This window comes from Raoultibacter phocaeensis (assembly GCF_901411515.1).
GTDB classification, from domain to species: Bacteria; Actinomycetota; Coriobacteriia; order Coriobacteriales; family Eggerthellaceae; genus Raoultibacter; species Raoultibacter phocaeensis.
In genome coordinates this window covers 1,357,242-1,372,022 of record NZ_CABDUX010000001.1, presented here as the reverse complement: position 1 = coordinate 1,372,022, position 14,781 = coordinate 1,357,242, and the positions used below count along the sequence as shown (strand labels likewise).

General features: G+C 60.4%; 11 protein-coding genes. 5 read left to right on the top strand and 6 right to left on the bottom strand.

From position 1 onward, the window contains the following. Window positions 1-66: 66 nt before the first annotated feature. Both FJE54_RS05350 and FJE54_RS05345 read right to left on the bottom strand, forming a co-directional pair. On the bottom strand, window positions 67-1,734 hold the full coding sequence (locus FJE54_RS05350; RefSeq protein ID WP_139651679.1) for a formate--tetrahydrofolate ligase: 1,668 nt from the start codon (window positions 1,732-1,734) through the stop codon (window positions 67-69). Window positions 1,735-1,891: 157 nt separating this feature from the next. Then, entirely contained in the window at window positions 1,892-2,659 is a 768-nt protein-coding gene (locus tag FJE54_RS05345) for a type III pantothenate kinase (RefSeq protein WP_139651678.1), read from the bottom strand. A gap of 102 nt (window positions 2,660-2,761) precedes the next feature. Between FJE54_RS05345 and FJE54_RS05340 the strand changes: the two genes are divergently transcribed. From FJE54_RS05340 to FJE54_RS05325, 4 genes are all read left to right on the top strand, one after another. Next, the gene (locus FJE54_RS05340; protein ID WP_139651677.1) at window positions 2,762-3,457 is read left to right on the top strand and encodes a response regulator transcription factor; all 696 of its coding nucleotides are present in this window, start codon (window positions 2,762-2,764) and stop codon (window positions 3,455-3,457) included. 96 nt (window positions 3,458-3,553) lie between these two features. Beyond that, window positions 3,554-4,513: a sensor histidine kinase gene (locus FJE54_RS05335; RefSeq protein WP_139651676.1), complete on the top strand. Its 960-nt coding sequence runs from the start codon at window positions 3,554-3,556 to the stop codon at window positions 4,511-4,513. Window positions 4,514-4,517: 4 nt separating this feature from the next. Beyond that, a complete protein-coding gene (locus FJE54_RS05330) occupies window positions 4,518-5,228 on the top strand; it encodes a gamma-glutamyl-gamma-aminobutyrate hydrolase family protein (protein ID WP_139651675.1) in 711 nt (236 codons plus the stop codon). 259 nt (window positions 5,229-5,487) lie between these two features. After that, entirely contained in the window at window positions 5,488-6,903 is a 1,416-nt protein-coding gene (locus FJE54_RS05325) for a helix-turn-helix transcriptional regulator (protein WP_139651674.1), read from the top strand. A 128-nt stretch (window positions 6,904-7,031) separates the two neighbouring features. Here the strand turns inward: FJE54_RS05325 and FJE54_RS05320 are convergent, their stop codons facing one another. Then, entirely contained in the window at window positions 7,032-8,456 is a 1,425-nt protein-coding gene (locus FJE54_RS05320) for an SLC13 family permease (RefSeq protein ID WP_139651673.1), read from the bottom strand. Window positions 8,457-9,114: 658 nt separating this feature from the next. Between FJE54_RS05320 and FJE54_RS05315 the strand changes: the two genes are divergently transcribed. Beyond that, entirely contained in the window at window positions 9,115-10,557 is a 1,443-nt protein-coding gene (locus tag FJE54_RS05315; RefSeq protein WP_139651672.1) for an SLC13 family permease, read from the top strand. A 678-nt stretch (window positions 10,558-11,235) separates the two neighbouring features. On the opposite strand, the gene FJE54_RS05310 is transcribed toward FJE54_RS05315, so the two are convergent. The 3 genes from FJE54_RS05310 to FJE54_RS05300 form a co-directional block, all read right to left on the bottom strand. Then, window positions 11,236-11,931, bottom strand: a complete 696-nt coding sequence (locus FJE54_RS05310; RefSeq protein ID WP_139651671.1) for a hypothetical protein — start codon at window positions 11,929-11,931, stop codon at window positions 11,236-11,238. Window positions 11,932-12,032: 101 nt separating this feature from the next. After that, on the bottom strand, window positions 12,033-12,368 hold the full coding sequence (locus tag FJE54_RS05305; protein WP_139651670.1) for a 4Fe-4S binding protein: 336 nt from the start codon (window positions 12,366-12,368) through the stop codon (window positions 12,033-12,035). 4 nt (window positions 12,369-12,372) lie between these two features. Further along, on the bottom strand, window positions 12,373-14,613 hold the full coding sequence (locus tag FJE54_RS05300; protein WP_139651669.1) for a molybdopterin-dependent oxidoreductase: 2,241 nt from the start codon (window positions 14,611-14,613) through the stop codon (window positions 12,373-12,375). Window positions 14,614-14,781: the final 168 nt, after the last annotated feature.

The following is a 14,781-nucleotide window of genomic DNA, read 5'->3' as shown; positions in this document are numbered from 1 at the left end:
CGCACTCGTCATAAGCGCTAGCTACCGTCCGGCCGAACGCCCGCTCGGCGCCTGCGTGCTCAGACGCTAGAACAACCCCGAGATGGTTCCCGTTTCGTCCACGTCGATGCGGCATGCCGCAGGCTCCTTCGGCAACCCCGGCATCGTCATGATATCGCCTGTAAGCGCCACGACGAACCCGGCACCGGCGGAAACCTTGACTTTCTTCACCGTTATGCGGAACCCGCGCGGAGCACCGAGCAGGGACGGATCGTCGGAAAAGCTGTACTGCGTCTTTGCCATGCAGACGGGCATGCCGCCGAACCCGAGCGCTTCGAGCTGCTCGAGCTCCTTTTTCGCCGCAGGCGTGAAATCGACGCCGTCGGCATGGTAGATGCGCGTCGCGATTGCCTCGATCTTCTCGGTAAGCGATAGGTCGCTTTCGTAGCTGAACGAGAAATCGTTGGGCTCCTCGCACAGGCGCACGACCTCTTCGGCAAGCGCGACGCCGCCTTCGCCGCCCTTCGCCCATACCTCGGAAAGCGCCACGTTCACGCCGAGCTCTTTGCACTTCTCCTCCACAAGTGCAAGCTCGGCTTCCGTATCGGTGGGGAACCGGTTGATGGCAACCACGCAGGGAAGCTTGTACACCTCGCGGATGTTGCCCACATGCTGGAGCAGGTTCGGAAGGCCGGCTTCGAGCGCTTCGAGATTCTCATCGTTCAGTTCGGCCTTGGTAACGCCACCGTGGTTTTTGAGCGCGCGCACCGTAGCAACGACCACGACCGCATCGGGCTCAAGCCCCGCGAGACGACATTTTATGTCGAGGAATTTCTCGGCCCCGAGATCGGCGCCGAACCCTGCCTCCGTAACGCAGTAATCGCCGAGCGCCATCGCCATGCGCGTGGCCATGATGGAGTTGCAACCGTGCGCGATGTTCGCGAACGGGCCGCCGTGCACGAACGCGGGCGTACCTTCGAGCGTTTGCACGAGATTCGGCTTGAGCGCGTCTTTCAAGAGCGCGGCCATCGCACCCTGAGCGTGCAAGTCGCCCGCGCAGATAGGCTCGTCGGCTGCCGTGTATCCGACCACGATGCGCGCAAGGCGCTCTTTGAGATCGGTAATGGAGGTAGCCAGGCAGAAGATCGCCATGATCTCGCTTGCCACCGTGATATCGAAGCCGTCTTCGCGCGGCATGCCGTTGGGCTTGCCGCCGAGACCGTCGATGACGTTGCGCAGTTGACGGTCGTTCATGTCGACGCAGCGCTTCCACGCGATCTTGCGCACGTCGAAGCCGAGCTCGTTTCCCTGTTGGATATGGTTGTCGATCATGGCAGCGAGCAGGTTGTTGGCAGCCCCGATCGCGTGAAAATCGCCCGTGAAGTGGAGATTGATATCCTCCATGGGAACAACCTGGGCATAACCGCCGCCGGCCGCGCCGCCCTTGATGCCAAACACCGGCCCGAGGCTCGGCTCGCGCAACGCGACGACCACGTTCTTGCCGATACGTGCAAGGGCATCGGAGAGTCCGACCGTCGTGGTGGTTTTTCCCTCCCCGGCGGGTGTGGGGTTGATGGCCGTGACCAAGACGAGCTTTCCGGGCGTATGCTCGACATCGGATAGCAGGTTGTAGTCGACTTTCGCCTTGTAGCTGCCGTACAACTCAAGGTATCGTTCTGGCACGCCTGCCGCCTTTGCAACCTCCGAGATGTGCTTCGGGGTGGTTGCTTGGGCAATTTCAATGTCGCTCAACACGTCGGGCCCTCACTTTCGCATTCGAACTCTTTCCATCACCGACGCCGAGCGCCGGACATGAGGCAATTCTACTTGTTCGGCTCCCGATTCGATCATCTATTCCACAAGTGCACAAGAAGACCAGTGCACGGTTGCCGTCAGATATCCGCAGAGCACCCTAGCGCTGCGCGTCGTATATGAGGCGCAGGCCTTCAAGCGTGAGCTCGGGAACCACCTCGGTGATGGTTTCGGAAAGCCGTGCCACCGACCGGGCCAGGCCGCCCGTAGCGATGACCTGCCCCTCGTAGCCGAGCTGCTTGAATATGCGGCGCATGAGCCCATCGACGCGATCCGCCTCGCCGTACACGATGCCCGCCTGGATGGCCTCTTCGGTAGAACCGCCGATAGCGGTACCCGGATCGACCAGGTCGATGGCCGCAAGCTTAGTTGCGCGGGAGAACAGCGCATTGGCCGACGTTTCTATGCCCGGTGCGATAACGCCTCCGATGAAGTACCCGTCACGATCGATAACCTCGATGTTCGTAGCTGTTCCGAAATCGACGACGATACACGGAGAGCCGAACAGCGCACGGGCGGCAACGGCATCGGCTACGCGATCGGCACCCACTTCGCCCGGTTGGGCGTACTTCGATCGGAACAGATCGCCCGCCTTGCGCGCATCGACCACGAGCGGCGGCTGCTTGAGCATCGCGCACATTGCGGCATGCCACGCCTCGGTGAGCGCGGGAACCACCGAGGCGAGCACCGCCCCGTCGACGCTCGCCGCATCGATGCCTTCCGATTCGAACAGGGGTGTAACCTTGATGCGAAGTTCGTCTGAAGTATGGTGCTTGTTGGTGGCCACACGCCACATGTGCAGCAGCTTATCGCCTTCGTACAGGCCCAATACGGTTTGCGTGTTGCCGACGTCGATAGCAAGTAACATGTTTTTGACAATCCCTTTGCCCGAGGACCAATCTGTCTATAGTGCTATTATAGCAATCACCGAACGCCCCTCGGCGCTGACACCTGTGCAGAAAGGTCGGACATGAACGAATCTCCCAGCCGCATTCTTGTGGTGGACGATGAACCGTCTATCACCGAGTTTGTGAGTTACGCCCTCAAAAAGGAAGGCTTCTACACCGATGTCGTCGACAACGGGGAAGACGCCCTCGCCCTCGCAATGCAGAATGCCTACGATCTGTTCGTGCTCGACATCATGCTTCCTGGCATGGACGGCTACGAACTCTGCCGCAGGCTCCGCGCGAAAACCACCGCACCCGTCCTGTTTCTGTCGGCACGCGATACCGAGCTCGATAAGGTCGTCGGCCTTGAGATCGGCGGAGACGATTACCTCGCCAAACCCTTCGGCGTGCGCGAACTCATCGCACGCGTCCGTGCGCTGCTGCGCCGAGGCACCGGCGGCGATTTCCCCGGTGCGAACCACGCCATCACGGCAAGCGGCATCACACTCGACGAGGATGCGCATACCGCATCGGGCGAAAACGGCGAGATCGATCTCACGCCGCGCGAATTCGAACTGCTCGCCAGCCTCATGAAGAGCGCCGGCAAAGTGGTTTCCCGCGAGGATCTGCTGCGCGACGCATGGGGTTGGGAATACTTGACCGAAACGAAGACGGTCGACACCCACATCAAGCGCCTTCGCGACAAGATCGGTGCAGCTGGATACGACCCGGGCCTCGTTGAGACGGTGCGTGGCTACGGGTACCGCTTCAAGCAGTAACCCGCACGTCGCGCGTCTAGGCTCGCCATCAAGCGGCTGCAAACATACTTTTCGCTTCTTTCAACGCTGTTGACCCTGCTCGCCTGCACGATCGTCGTGCTGGTATGCGTCCTTGCATTCGATGCGCCCGCCGTGGCGTTTCTGCTCCTGCTTCCCGCAGCGTGTCTCACCTTCGTCATCAGCCTGCTTATCGGGCACTTTCTCTCCGAGCCTTTGCGCATCCTGTGCGCGAAGGCAACGGCGTTTTGCGCCGGCAACACCAGCGTGCGCATCGCCCCCGACGGACGGCTACACGAATCCGACTGCTTGGCCGAAAGTTTCAGCGACCTGGCCGAAAAGGCGCTCGTCCAGCAAACCGACCTTGCGAAACGGGAGCGCCGCCAAGCAGAATTCATCAGCGACGTAGCCCATGAGCTGCGCACGCCGCTCACCGCGATCCACGGCAACGCCGAAATGCTGCTCGATCCCGATTTGCCTCCCGAGCTGCACGACAAGTTCTGCACCATCATCATCAACGAAAGCGAACGGCTCGGCCGGCTCTCGAACGATCTGCTTACGCTGCAGCGCATCGAAGACGACAGCATTCGCTTCGAACTGCAGCGCGTCGACCTCAAGCGCCTGTCCCGCGAGGTGCTCGATGCGCTCGACCCCATCCTGCGCGACCGCGGTGCCGAAACCGAGATCATCGGAGAAGCGCCGGATGTGCTCGGCAACCCCGACCGGCTCAAGCAGGTGCTCTCCAACCTCGTGGAGAACGCAAGCCGCTTCATCGAGCCGGGCGGACGCATCACCATCGAGCTCTTCGGCTTGCGCGGCAATTCGGTCATCGCCGTCAAAGACGACGGCGCGGGCTTCGGCGACATCGACCCAAAGCGCCTGTTCGATCGCTTCTACCGCGCCGATTCTTCGCGCAGCCGCGGCACGGGGGGCACCGGCCTCGGCCTTGCCATCGTGAAATCGGTCGTCGAAGCGCACGATGGAACCGTCGAGGCGCTCAACCTGCCCGACGGCGGCGCGTGCTTCATCGTGGCTATTCCCTCGATCGCGGCAGTGTAGCAGCATGATCATCGGCATCACCACAACCTTCACCGATGCAGACGGCCTGGCGATCGAGCGCGTAACCGTCGAATACCTGGCAAGCGTCGAACGCGCAGGCGGCACACCCGTGCTCTTGCCCCCGCAACCCGACTGCTCCCCTATCGCCGAGCTCATATCGCGCATCGACGGGCTCATGCTCACGGGCGGCGGCGACATCGATCCCGGCCTGTACACCGACGAAGCCGCTATCGAGCAGGTAACCCACGTATCGCGCAAACGCGACGAGTTCGAGATCGCCCTTGCGCGGGCGGCCTACGACGTCGGTATGCCCACGCTCGGAATATGCCGCGGCATGCAGATCATGAACGTCGCGTTCGGTGGATCGCTCAACCAGGACCTCGCCGCATGCTCCGTAACCGGCGAAGAGCACCTGCAAGAGCGCCCGTTCGAGAAAGCCAGCCAGAAAACGCTGCTCGAAGCCGGCTCGCGCCTTTCCGAGCTGTACGGAGGCGTTCAGGAAATCGCCGTCAACTCGATGCACCACCAAAGCATCCGCACCCTCGCCCCGAACTTCCGCATCAACGCCCGAAGCGCCGACGGCGTGATCGAGGGCATCGAGGATGCGAGCCAGCCGTTCTTCCTCGGCGTGCAGTGGCATCCGGAGTACCTGCTGCAAAGCAGCGTGCTGTTCGAGGCGTTTTGCAGAGAAGCGGATAGCTTTCGCAAACGGTAGGCGATCTTTGGGCAACGACCGCATCGTCCCTTGTCGCACGCTCATATCGCCCGTCTGATAGGGTATTCGGCAAGGCATACTACTCACATCGGTATCTCCGCCGTTCGGAATAGTGCTCTCGTTGCGTTTCTTGTTCCTGAACCGCCGAGTACCATACCCATATCTTCCAAGGGAACGCGTCGCTTTGCCAACGCGCACGGTCTTGCGGTTGGGCTATAATCTATGAGACGTATCCCCCGATTCAACCTGTGAGAAGCCTATGCCTTTGATCGATATGAACCTCAAGAAGGCCCATGTCAGAACCATGCTCCCCATGGCATCAGCCGGTTTTGCCCTGTTCTGGGCGTGGTTTTACCTTCTCATGTTCGGCCCTTCGGCTGCAGCCCATCTCGGTACCGAGGACTCGCTTGCCGCGAAGTTGGCGTTTCTGCTCGGCATGGTCGCCGTCATGCTGGCCGCCTATCTCAAAAGGAGCATGTTCGATCGCAACAACCCCGATCCGATACCCCTCGTGGCCCTTGCGCTCACGCTGCCTATCGGGGTGCTCAACCTGATATCGGCACCGGGTTCTGCCCCCCTCGTTTTCGACATCGTCGTCTGGGCGCTTGCGGGCGGCGGGTTTTCGCTCATTTTCCTCGAGTGGCCGAAAGTGTTCATGGTCGCCTGGCAGAAAGACGTCGGCGCATTTCTCGCTTCGGGAGCCGCCGCGGGTGCCGTGATCTACCTGTTCTCGTGCAATCTTGCCGCCCCGTACGGCGATATCGCCCTGCTCGTCTTACCCGCCTGCTCGCTCGCAACGTTCACCTACCTGCGCGCGCATATCGCAGGCAGCGGGAAGATGCCCGAAGAGCCAGTCGAGCAGACCAAACTGTTTCCGCTTACGGGTTTCACCGTGGCCATTTTCGGCGCGTTGTTCGGATTCGCGCTGTTCTACCTGTGCCAATACATCGAATACGTCGAACCGGCGCTCGTTGCCCTCGCCATCGTCATCGGTGCCGGGGTGCAGATGGCAAGCACCGTCCTCATCAAGCGCTACGTCACGTTCGGCATTGCGGAGAGGCTCTCGCTGCTGCTCGTGGCCGTCGGCTTTCTCGGACTCGCGTTTCTCGACGAATCGCTGCGCATGGCCTTTTTCCTGTATCTGCTCGGCGTGCTCATCTACTTCGATTTCGCCAACCTCGGCGCGCTCGTCGGGTTCGCGAGCGGGCAGCCCTCCCCGTTCTGGAGAATCGCCCGCGGTCAGCTTGTGCTGCCTTTAGGCATCGCCGTCAGCTGGACCGCCTGCATGGCGCTTACAGCATTCGACCCGTCACTGTTCGAGTTCGTGCCCTTCGTGTGCCTCGGCCTCGTGCTGGCCCTCGCCATCCTCGCAGCGTTCGTGCCGTTCAAGGACAACGCGTTCGCCGACAAGAGCATCGACAACGAAATAGCCGAAGGCGGCCATTTCAAACAGCGGTGCACGAAGGCGGCCGAGCAGTACGGCCTCTCGAACCGCGAGACGGAGATCCTCTCCTACCTTGCCAAGGGAAGAAACGCCCAGTACATCAGCGAGCAGCTGAACATTTCGGCGTACACCGCGAAAACCCACGTCTACCACATTTACCAGAAGATGGGCGTGAATTCCCAGCAAGAGCTCATCACCATCGTGGATTCAACCGAGGTGGTCTTCCAATAACCGCGGGTCTTCGGCGCGCTCCGAAGCTTGGGCGTTTGCGCGAAGCGCGGCACGGTCGATCGAACCGGAGGCTCGCCCGCTCGGCGAGACGGCTCCTGTGCTGTGCCAGCGCATCGCAGCCGCCTCGATCAGTACCCCGCGAGCGCGACAAGCGGGATCAGCACCGTCGCATGCAAGATCACCATCGCGATGGTGGGCACGATGCCCGCCTTGAAGAAATCGACCATCTTCCAGTAGCCGTAGCGGTACGAAAGCATGTTGTTACCATCGACGCCCATGAGAAACGTCGTGGAAGCGTTGACCGCCACGATGACCGTGAACACCACCGGGCTCACGCCGATGGTCGCCGCGATCGAACAGAGCGGAATCAGCGTGATGGCGATGAACGCAGGACCCACGGGTATGATGAGGCGCAAAAGCGGCAGCAGAGCCGCCGACGCCGCTACGATGGCGGCGCTTCCGATCGTCGCCTTGCCGATGGTCGAGCCGAACAGCCAGCTTGCCGCACCCTGCTCTTTCACGCCGCCGGATATCGATTGCACGCAGCCGATCAAGAGTACGATGTTCCACGAAACCGCCGCGACGTACTCTTTCCACGTGAGCACGTCGATGCCCGGCACGAAGAACAGGATGAGCGCGAGCACGGCGATGGCGGTGGCATCCCAACCCGTCCAGTTGCTCGCAATCCACAGGCAGAATACCACGGCCATGATGCCGAGCACCTTCCAGTCGAGCGCCTCGAACCTGCCGACTTCGCTCCCTTTCTTCTCGATGCACGCGATGGTTTTCTCGGAAATGGGCTCAGGCTTGAACACGAGCGTCACCGAGAACCAGCACACGACCAAGAGCACGAGCGCGATCGGCAGGCAGATGAGCGTCCAATCGAGAAACGAGATCGCGATGCCCGTATTCGCTTCGAGCACGTTCATCGCCATGATGTTCATGGCGCTTCCCGAGGGAATCGCCTGGCCGCCGACTACCGACGCGTACGTGATGCCGATCATGAGCGCTTTGCCGAGGTTAGACGAGCCCTTCTCGCAGCCCTCGATCTCAAGAATACTGCTCACCGCGATACCGGCGAACAGCGCGGTGCACGGAAGGTCGGAGATGAAGAACGACAGAACGGAAGCGGCTATCATGAACGCAAGCACCGTTGCACGCGAGTTTCCCTTCGTGAGGTGCATCAGCGTGAAGACGATCTTCGTAGGAATCTTGGTTTTCAACAGCGCTGCCGTGATGCCGAACGATGCCATGATGAAGAAGATGACGCTGCTGATGAAGCCCGACCACACGCCTGCGTTGAACTCGAGGATGCCGAACACCGGCATGAGGATCATGACGACAAGGCCCGATATAGCCACGGGAACCGGCTCGGTCACCCAGAGAAAGATTCCCGCTACCATCAAAGCGAGCGACATCTTTCCAGCTTCCCCGAGCCCCTCGGGCGTCGGCGTCGCCCACGCTGCGAGCACGAGCACGATCGCGATCCCTATGCAGACAACCCGCTTGGTATTCGATGCCCCGTTACTTTTCGCACTCCGTTTTTCACCCATTGCAGATCGATCCCCCTCTTCTCGTCTTGCAATACACCACCATCTGGGCGAAGGTCTCCTTGCGAAGCCTTACCAAGAAGCACGATACCGTTGGAAAAACGGTGCCGAATCAGGCCCGAAAACGGAAAACCGGACCGTCTCATCGGAATATGCGTACTAGGGGGCAAACGGCATATGCTACTACTCGAAGTAGTAGCATGGTTGCCCCAGATTGGAAGTTGTTTTCCCTGCGGCTAGGAGCGAATCGTCCCGCGCAGGCTTGCACCTGCACACGTAACCCCCGTCACGGCAAAGCCGACGTTCAGCATCAACCCGGAAAGAGCTTACCTGACAACATCGCGTACTTCCAGAGCCGCCGTTTCTTTTTTTCGTTTCCAAATCCCGATGGGAGCCGAAGCCTGCAGCGAACAGCAACCCGCAGGCCTGCGTAAAACCCTACTACCGAGAGTAGGAACGCGCTCGTAAACAGGACTCATGCGCATTTTTCGATGAGCACGGCGCATTTTAGTGAGATTAAGCGGATTCGGCAAACAGGAAGATACCCGAGAGTGTATTCACGAGGAAATACGCGCAGCGGCTCTTCGAGAAAGGGGGATGACGGCCGCACCGCGAACCGCCAGTATCCGCACTATCGTAAACAAGGGGGTTGATTGGTCACATGTCTGCAACCGCAACGAAACAAGGCCCGCAGGAGAAATCTCTGGGCAAGCGCCTTGGCTTGATCGCCATCGCAATCGTGATCATCGCCGTAGCTCATTTCCTTCCCGTTCCGGAAGGATTGACCTATGCGGGCAAGATGGCTATCGCCATCATGGTCGCCGGCATCGTACTGTGGGTAACCGAACCGGTTCCCATGGCAATCTCGGGTTTGGCGCTGATGTGCCTTATGCCCGGATTCGGGATATTCCCATACAACGGCGCACCCGGCGTATGGGCTAACTTCATCAGCAACGTTATCTTCTTCATCCTCGCGTCGTTCGGCATCACCTCGGCGCTTCTGAAGACGAAGATACCGACTAAGATCGTGTTCTCCCTCATGCATCTTACCAAGGGCAACGCGAAGACGACCGTGCTCGCGTTCATGGTCGCAACCGGCGTGGTCTCGGCGTTCGTGTCGAACCTGCCCACGACGGCGCTCTTCGCAGGCATCGCCATGAGCAGCATCATCGAGATCGAGAAGGAGAACTCCGATTCCAAGCACGCCGCGAACCTCGGCAAAGCGCTCATGATCGGCATCGCGTACGCATCCATCATGGGTGGCATGATCACGCCCGCAGGTTCTGCGCTCAACATCATGACGCTCAACATGCTCGGCGCGAACGCCGGATTCACCATCTCGTTTTTGGACTGGATCATCATCTGCGCGCCGATCGCCATCATTGTACTCGTTATCAGCTGGGTGTCGGTCTCGCTCATCTTCAAGACCGACCGCATCTCCGAAGCCACCATGCTCGCCATCGAGAAGAAGGGCGCTGCGGTCGGCAAGCTCGACGGGTTCGATAAGAAGGTTCTCGTGATCCTGCTTGCCATGATCGTGTGCTGGATCGCCAGCAACTGGACCGGATGGGACGCGACCGCCATCGCCGTCGCAGGCCTTGCCGTGTTCTTCCTTCCGGGCGTCGATGTGCTCACGTGGAAAGAGTACATCGCAAGCGTCCAGTGGAGCATCGTGCTGCTCATCGGCTGCGTGCAGTCGATCGCAGGCGGCATCAAAGAGCAGGGAGCCGCAAGCTGGCTGTTCGGCGCAACCGTGGGCAAGCTCGCCGTGAGCGCATTCGCCCTCGTAGCCGCTACCGCTGTGGCGCTTCCGCTCATGCGCCTCATCATTCCCGTGGGTCCGGCGCTCATCGCCATCAGCCTCATCCCGCTCGCTGCCATGGGCCCGAGCATGGGCGTTTCGGCAGCCGTGTTCGCCGTCATCATCGCCTTCAACGCCAACAGCACGTTCTTGCTCGGCGTCGACAGCAACAACATGATGACCTTCAAGTACAACCAGTGGAAGATGATCGACTTCTTCAAGGCCGGCGTCATCCCCACCATCGCGATGGTCGTGCTCCATGCAACGATCCTCGCCCCGCTCGTGAGCATGCTGGGGTACTGATCCTCGGAGTTACTAAGCCCAGAGCTACACGAACTGCGCGAGCCCAGATCGAAAGCGATCTGGGCTCTTTCTTTTGGCTTGGGAGTGCCGTGCAGTGGCAAGGCACCTAACTTCAACCAGGGATTCACGGCGCAGCACCGCGTGGATCCGCGCGCCGCCGACGCGCCTACGTTCTTCGAGGAAGTCGAGTGTTATTGATGAAGACCGGTTTCGCGCGCCTATTTGCACGAGATTCTTCGATGGCTATCGCGCATATGCCGACCGCATTTTAGCGGCGGAAGGCTGCCCAAAGCCCAAAAACCGCCGCCGTGAAGCGTTTGACGGGCTTTAAAGCACCAACGGGATGCGTAAGCGAAGGACTGCCGCATGCACCGTGAAGCAGGCGGGGCCTGTGAGCAGGGGTTATCGTTGTCAGGGAATTTCGCCTGCATCGGTAATGCGTTACGAAGCCCTTCACGGCGGCAATTTTTGGGCTTCAGGGCTGCAGCGCTGCGAGGGCTGCACCGCCGAGGGGGGCTCCACCGCTGCGAGGGCTGCACCGCTGCTCGGGACTCCGCCGCCATGGGGGCTGCAGCGCCGTGGGGGCTCCACCGCTGCGAGGGGCTCCGCCGCTATTAAGCCAGGAATAAACCTCCGCTGGAGGCGAATTCCGGCAGAAAGGGCCTGCGCTCTGCCGTGCTACAGCGCGGCCTCGCCTTGAGCTTCGGCTTCCGCCTCGACTCCTTCGACCGCGACGAACTCGAAGCCGGGCTGGGTGCACACCGTGCAGAACGCGGGGCGGCGGCCGGCGACGATGGTGCCGCACGAAGGACAGCGCGACAGGCCGTCGAGGCCCTCTTCGCTTTTCTCCGCAATATCGAGGCAAATGCCCGCATACAGGCTTTCCACTTCCTGGATGCGCTTGTACATGCGCGAAATGTCGCCGTATCCGCGCATGCGCGCCCGCGCAGCGTACTCGGCGCACGGACCGGCGGCCCATTGGTCGGTTTGCCGCGCACATGCGCGCAATGCCTCGTCGATCGGCATATCGGCGATAGGCATCTCGTGCGCATCGACCGCTTCGGCACGGAGGCGTTCGCGGAACGTCTCCAGCTCGGCAAGATGGGACTTCTCGCCTTCGGCCAGCGCCTCAAGCACACCGGCATCGCGCTTTTCCCCAGCGCCATCGGCCTGAGCAGCCAGCTCGTGGTACGCACGCTTCGCGCCGAGGCAGAACGCACGGGTGCTCTGCAGATCGTCGTACACCTCGGCGAGCTGCTCTTTGGTAAACAGCGCCTCTTTCTTCGCCTTATGGCGCTTATAGGCTCTGAATCCGAGGAACTCGAGGGCGACGAATGCCGCTATGACGAGCACGACGAGAACCATGATGTCCATCTTCTACCTCCAAACAATCGGGCACCGCGACCGACTCCATCTGATCGCGATGCCCGCACTTTCATACCGCCCAAGGCGGTCCCCATGCCTTTCGAACAACCCTAGCTGAGGGCGAATACCGCCTGCTTCGGCTTTTCGGCCAGCTTCGCGGAAAGCTCCTCGAGCGTGCCGTATTCCATACACTTCGCCTGGCAGTGCGAAACGCACGTGGGAAGCTTGCCCATCTCGGTGCGTGCGGCGCACAGATCGCACTGGTCGGTCGGTACCGGCATGTATGAAAGCTGCCACACGTCTTCCTCGATCTTCCACGGGCCGATCTCGTTGACGAGGATGCCGGTCTGCCCTACCGGGTACTGGTGCTCCATCTGGCAAGCGAACTCGCAGGTGTGGCATCCCGTGCACCACTCGTAATCAATCAGAATACCGTATTTCGTCATAGGATCACTCACCGTCCTCGATCTTGTAGAGCTTGCAGATGCTCGTCTTGTAGTTCGAACCGAATCCGCTCTTGCCCGGGCTGTACACCATAAGGTTGTTGATGTTGTACTCGAACACATCGAAGAACTTCTCGGGGTCGGCCTCAGGCATCCACCATGCATGGTCGCAGGCGACGATGCGCGGATCGGTGAGGATGGGCGTTTCCTCGATCCTGATCTTGGCGCGGCCGTTCTGGTTCTCGATCCACACCCATTCACCATCGACCATGCCGAGTTCTTTGAGCTTATCGGGATGCACCTGGACAACCGGGTCGGGATGCAGCTTGCGCAAACGCTCGATCTGGCGGTGCTCCGAGTGGAAGTAATTCCAATTGCGGGCGCCGGTCGTCAGCACGAGCGGGTACTGCTCGAACAGCTCGGGCGTGGAACCGGGACCGGGATCGGGTTCTTCGAAGTACGGCAACGGATCGAGCTCGGCGGCGTTGTAGAATGTCGACCACAGCTCGATGCGGCCGGTCGCTGTCTGGAAGCCCGGCTTTCCGTCGTTGCGCATCTTGCCGCTCTTGTACTTGTAGTACTCGACGGGCAGATACACCGGAGCTACTTCTCGCAGTTCCTCGTAGGTGTAGCCGGTCGGCTTCAGAAGTTCGGTGAACATCTCTTCGGGGGTCTCCCACGGCCACGCTTCAGGGTTCAAGCGCTTGCCGAGCTCAAGGTTGATCTGCATATCGGATTTACACTCGCCGATCTGCGTAACTTTGTTGATGACCTCGCCGCGCTGCGAACCGTCGCCTACGCGAATGCCGTTGCGCTCGGCGAACGTCGCCGCGGGCATGACCACATCGGCAAGCGCCATGATCGTCGGCGTCATGAACAGGTCGACCGAAACGATGAAATCGCACTTGCTGAACGCCTTGTACACGCGCTGAGGATCGGCAGCCATGCAGGCAAGGCCGTTGGTGGTCTGGAAGTGCGCGCCGTGAATCTCGTACGGATCGCCTGTCTCCATCGTTTCGATGAGCACGTCGGGCGAAGACTGCTTGAAGCCCATCTGGAGCAGCTTGTAGCGATCGAGGCCGAGACGCTTGGGCTCCTGCTCGGGAGGCAGAAGATCGCGGCCCCAGCCACCGGAGTACGCCATGATTTCAGCAGGAGGCACCATGCCGCCCGGGTTGTCCACGTTACCGGTGATCTGGAAGAGGGCAGCAATTGCCTGACCTGCGGGAATGGCTTCTCTCGTCATGTCGATAGCAAGACCCCACTGAAGCGTTGCGGGCTTGCACTCGGCGAGCATGCGGGCGGCTTTCACGATCTTCTCTTCGGGGATCCAGGTGATCTCGGCGACCCTGTCGGGCGGGAACTCTTGCACGCGCTCTTTGAGCTCGTCGAACCCGTAGCACCACAGATCGACGAATTCCTTATCGTAGATCTCCTCGTTGATGATGACGTTGAGCATGCCGAGCGCAAGCGCCGCATCGGTACCGGGACGGATCGGCAGATGCAGATCGGAGCGGGCCGCAAGGAACGTGACGCGCGGATCGATTACAACCGTTTTCATGCCCATCTTCATAAGGTCGATAACCCAGTGGCCGAAAAAGCCGTCGGAGTTCGCGATGATCGGGTTGTTGCCCCAGATGAACATAACCTCGGGCATGACCCAATCGGGGTTGTCGTAACGGTCGATGTAGTGCTGGGAAACGTCGGCTACCCAGAACGATCCGGTCGTTGCCGCCATACCTGCCACACGAGGCAGGTAGCACGCGTTGCCCGAAAGCACGTTTCCGTAATTCGGAGAACCGAATGACCAGCACAAACGCGATTGCCACGGTGCGATGTCGCGGCCGGTGCCATGGATGAACACGACCGATTCGGCCCCGTACGTCTCTTTGATCTTGGTGAATTCCTCAACGGTGATGTCGTAGGCCTCGTCCCACGTGATGCGCTCCCACTTGTTTTTCCCGCGATCTTCGCGAGCGCGCTTCATCGGGTATTTGAGCCGATCCTCATGGTTGACGATCTCGGGCATGTCCAAGCAACGGACACACAAGCGTCCCTGGGTGAACGGATTTTCGGGGTCGCCCTCGACTTTGACGAGCTTGTCGTCCTTATCGGTATAGAGCAGCACGCCGCAGCCGAGATGGCACCCAGGACCCGACCATGCGCTTCCGCGCGTTACCGTGTACTCGCCCTCCTGGTAACGATACGGCTTCTCATGGGGGACTTTGATGCCTTCTGATTTTTCCATACTCTCACTCCCATCCTTCCTCGTCATGTACGCTGGATACAGCATCGGGCAATAGGGAGGCAGGCGAATCGATACCATGAAGTGAAAAACGGGGGGATGCATACGAAAAATAAGGTGATGGAAGGCCTCGCAGGGCATACTACTCTCGTTAGTATCCGCAGTAAACAA

Coding starts and splice junctions, on each gene's coding strand:
- FJE54_RS05325 (WP_139651674.1), top strand. CDS start 5,488: ATGCCTTTGATCGATATGAACCTCAAGAAGGCCCATGTCAGAACCATG.
- FJE54_RS05305 (WP_139651670.1), bottom strand. CDS start 12,368: ATGACGAAATACGGTATTCTGATTGATTACGAGTGGTGCACGGGATGC.
- FJE54_RS05340 (WP_139651677.1), top strand. CDS start 2,762: ATGAACGAATCTCCCAGCCGCATTCTTGTGGTGGACGATGAACCGTCT.
- FJE54_RS05310 (WP_139651671.1), bottom strand. CDS start 11,931: ATGGACATCATGGTTCTCGTCGTGCTCGTCATAGCGGCATTCGTCGCC.
- FJE54_RS05330 (WP_139651675.1), top strand. CDS start 4,518: ATGATCATCGGCATCACCACAACCTTCACCGATGCAGACGGCCTGGCG.
- FJE54_RS05320 (WP_139651673.1), bottom strand. CDS start 8,456: ATGGGTGAAAAACGGAGTGCGAAAAGTAACGGGGCATCGAATACCAAG.
- FJE54_RS05345 (WP_139651678.1), bottom strand. CDS start 2,659: ATGTTACTTGCTATCGACGTCGGCAACACGCAAACCGTATTGGGCCTG.
- FJE54_RS05315 (WP_139651672.1), top strand. CDS start 9,115: ATGTCTGCAACCGCAACGAAACAAGGCCCGCAGGAGAAATCTCTGGGC.
- FJE54_RS05300 (WP_139651669.1), bottom strand. CDS start 14,613: ATGGAAAAATCAGAAGGCATCAAAGTCCCCCATGAGAAGCCGTATCGT.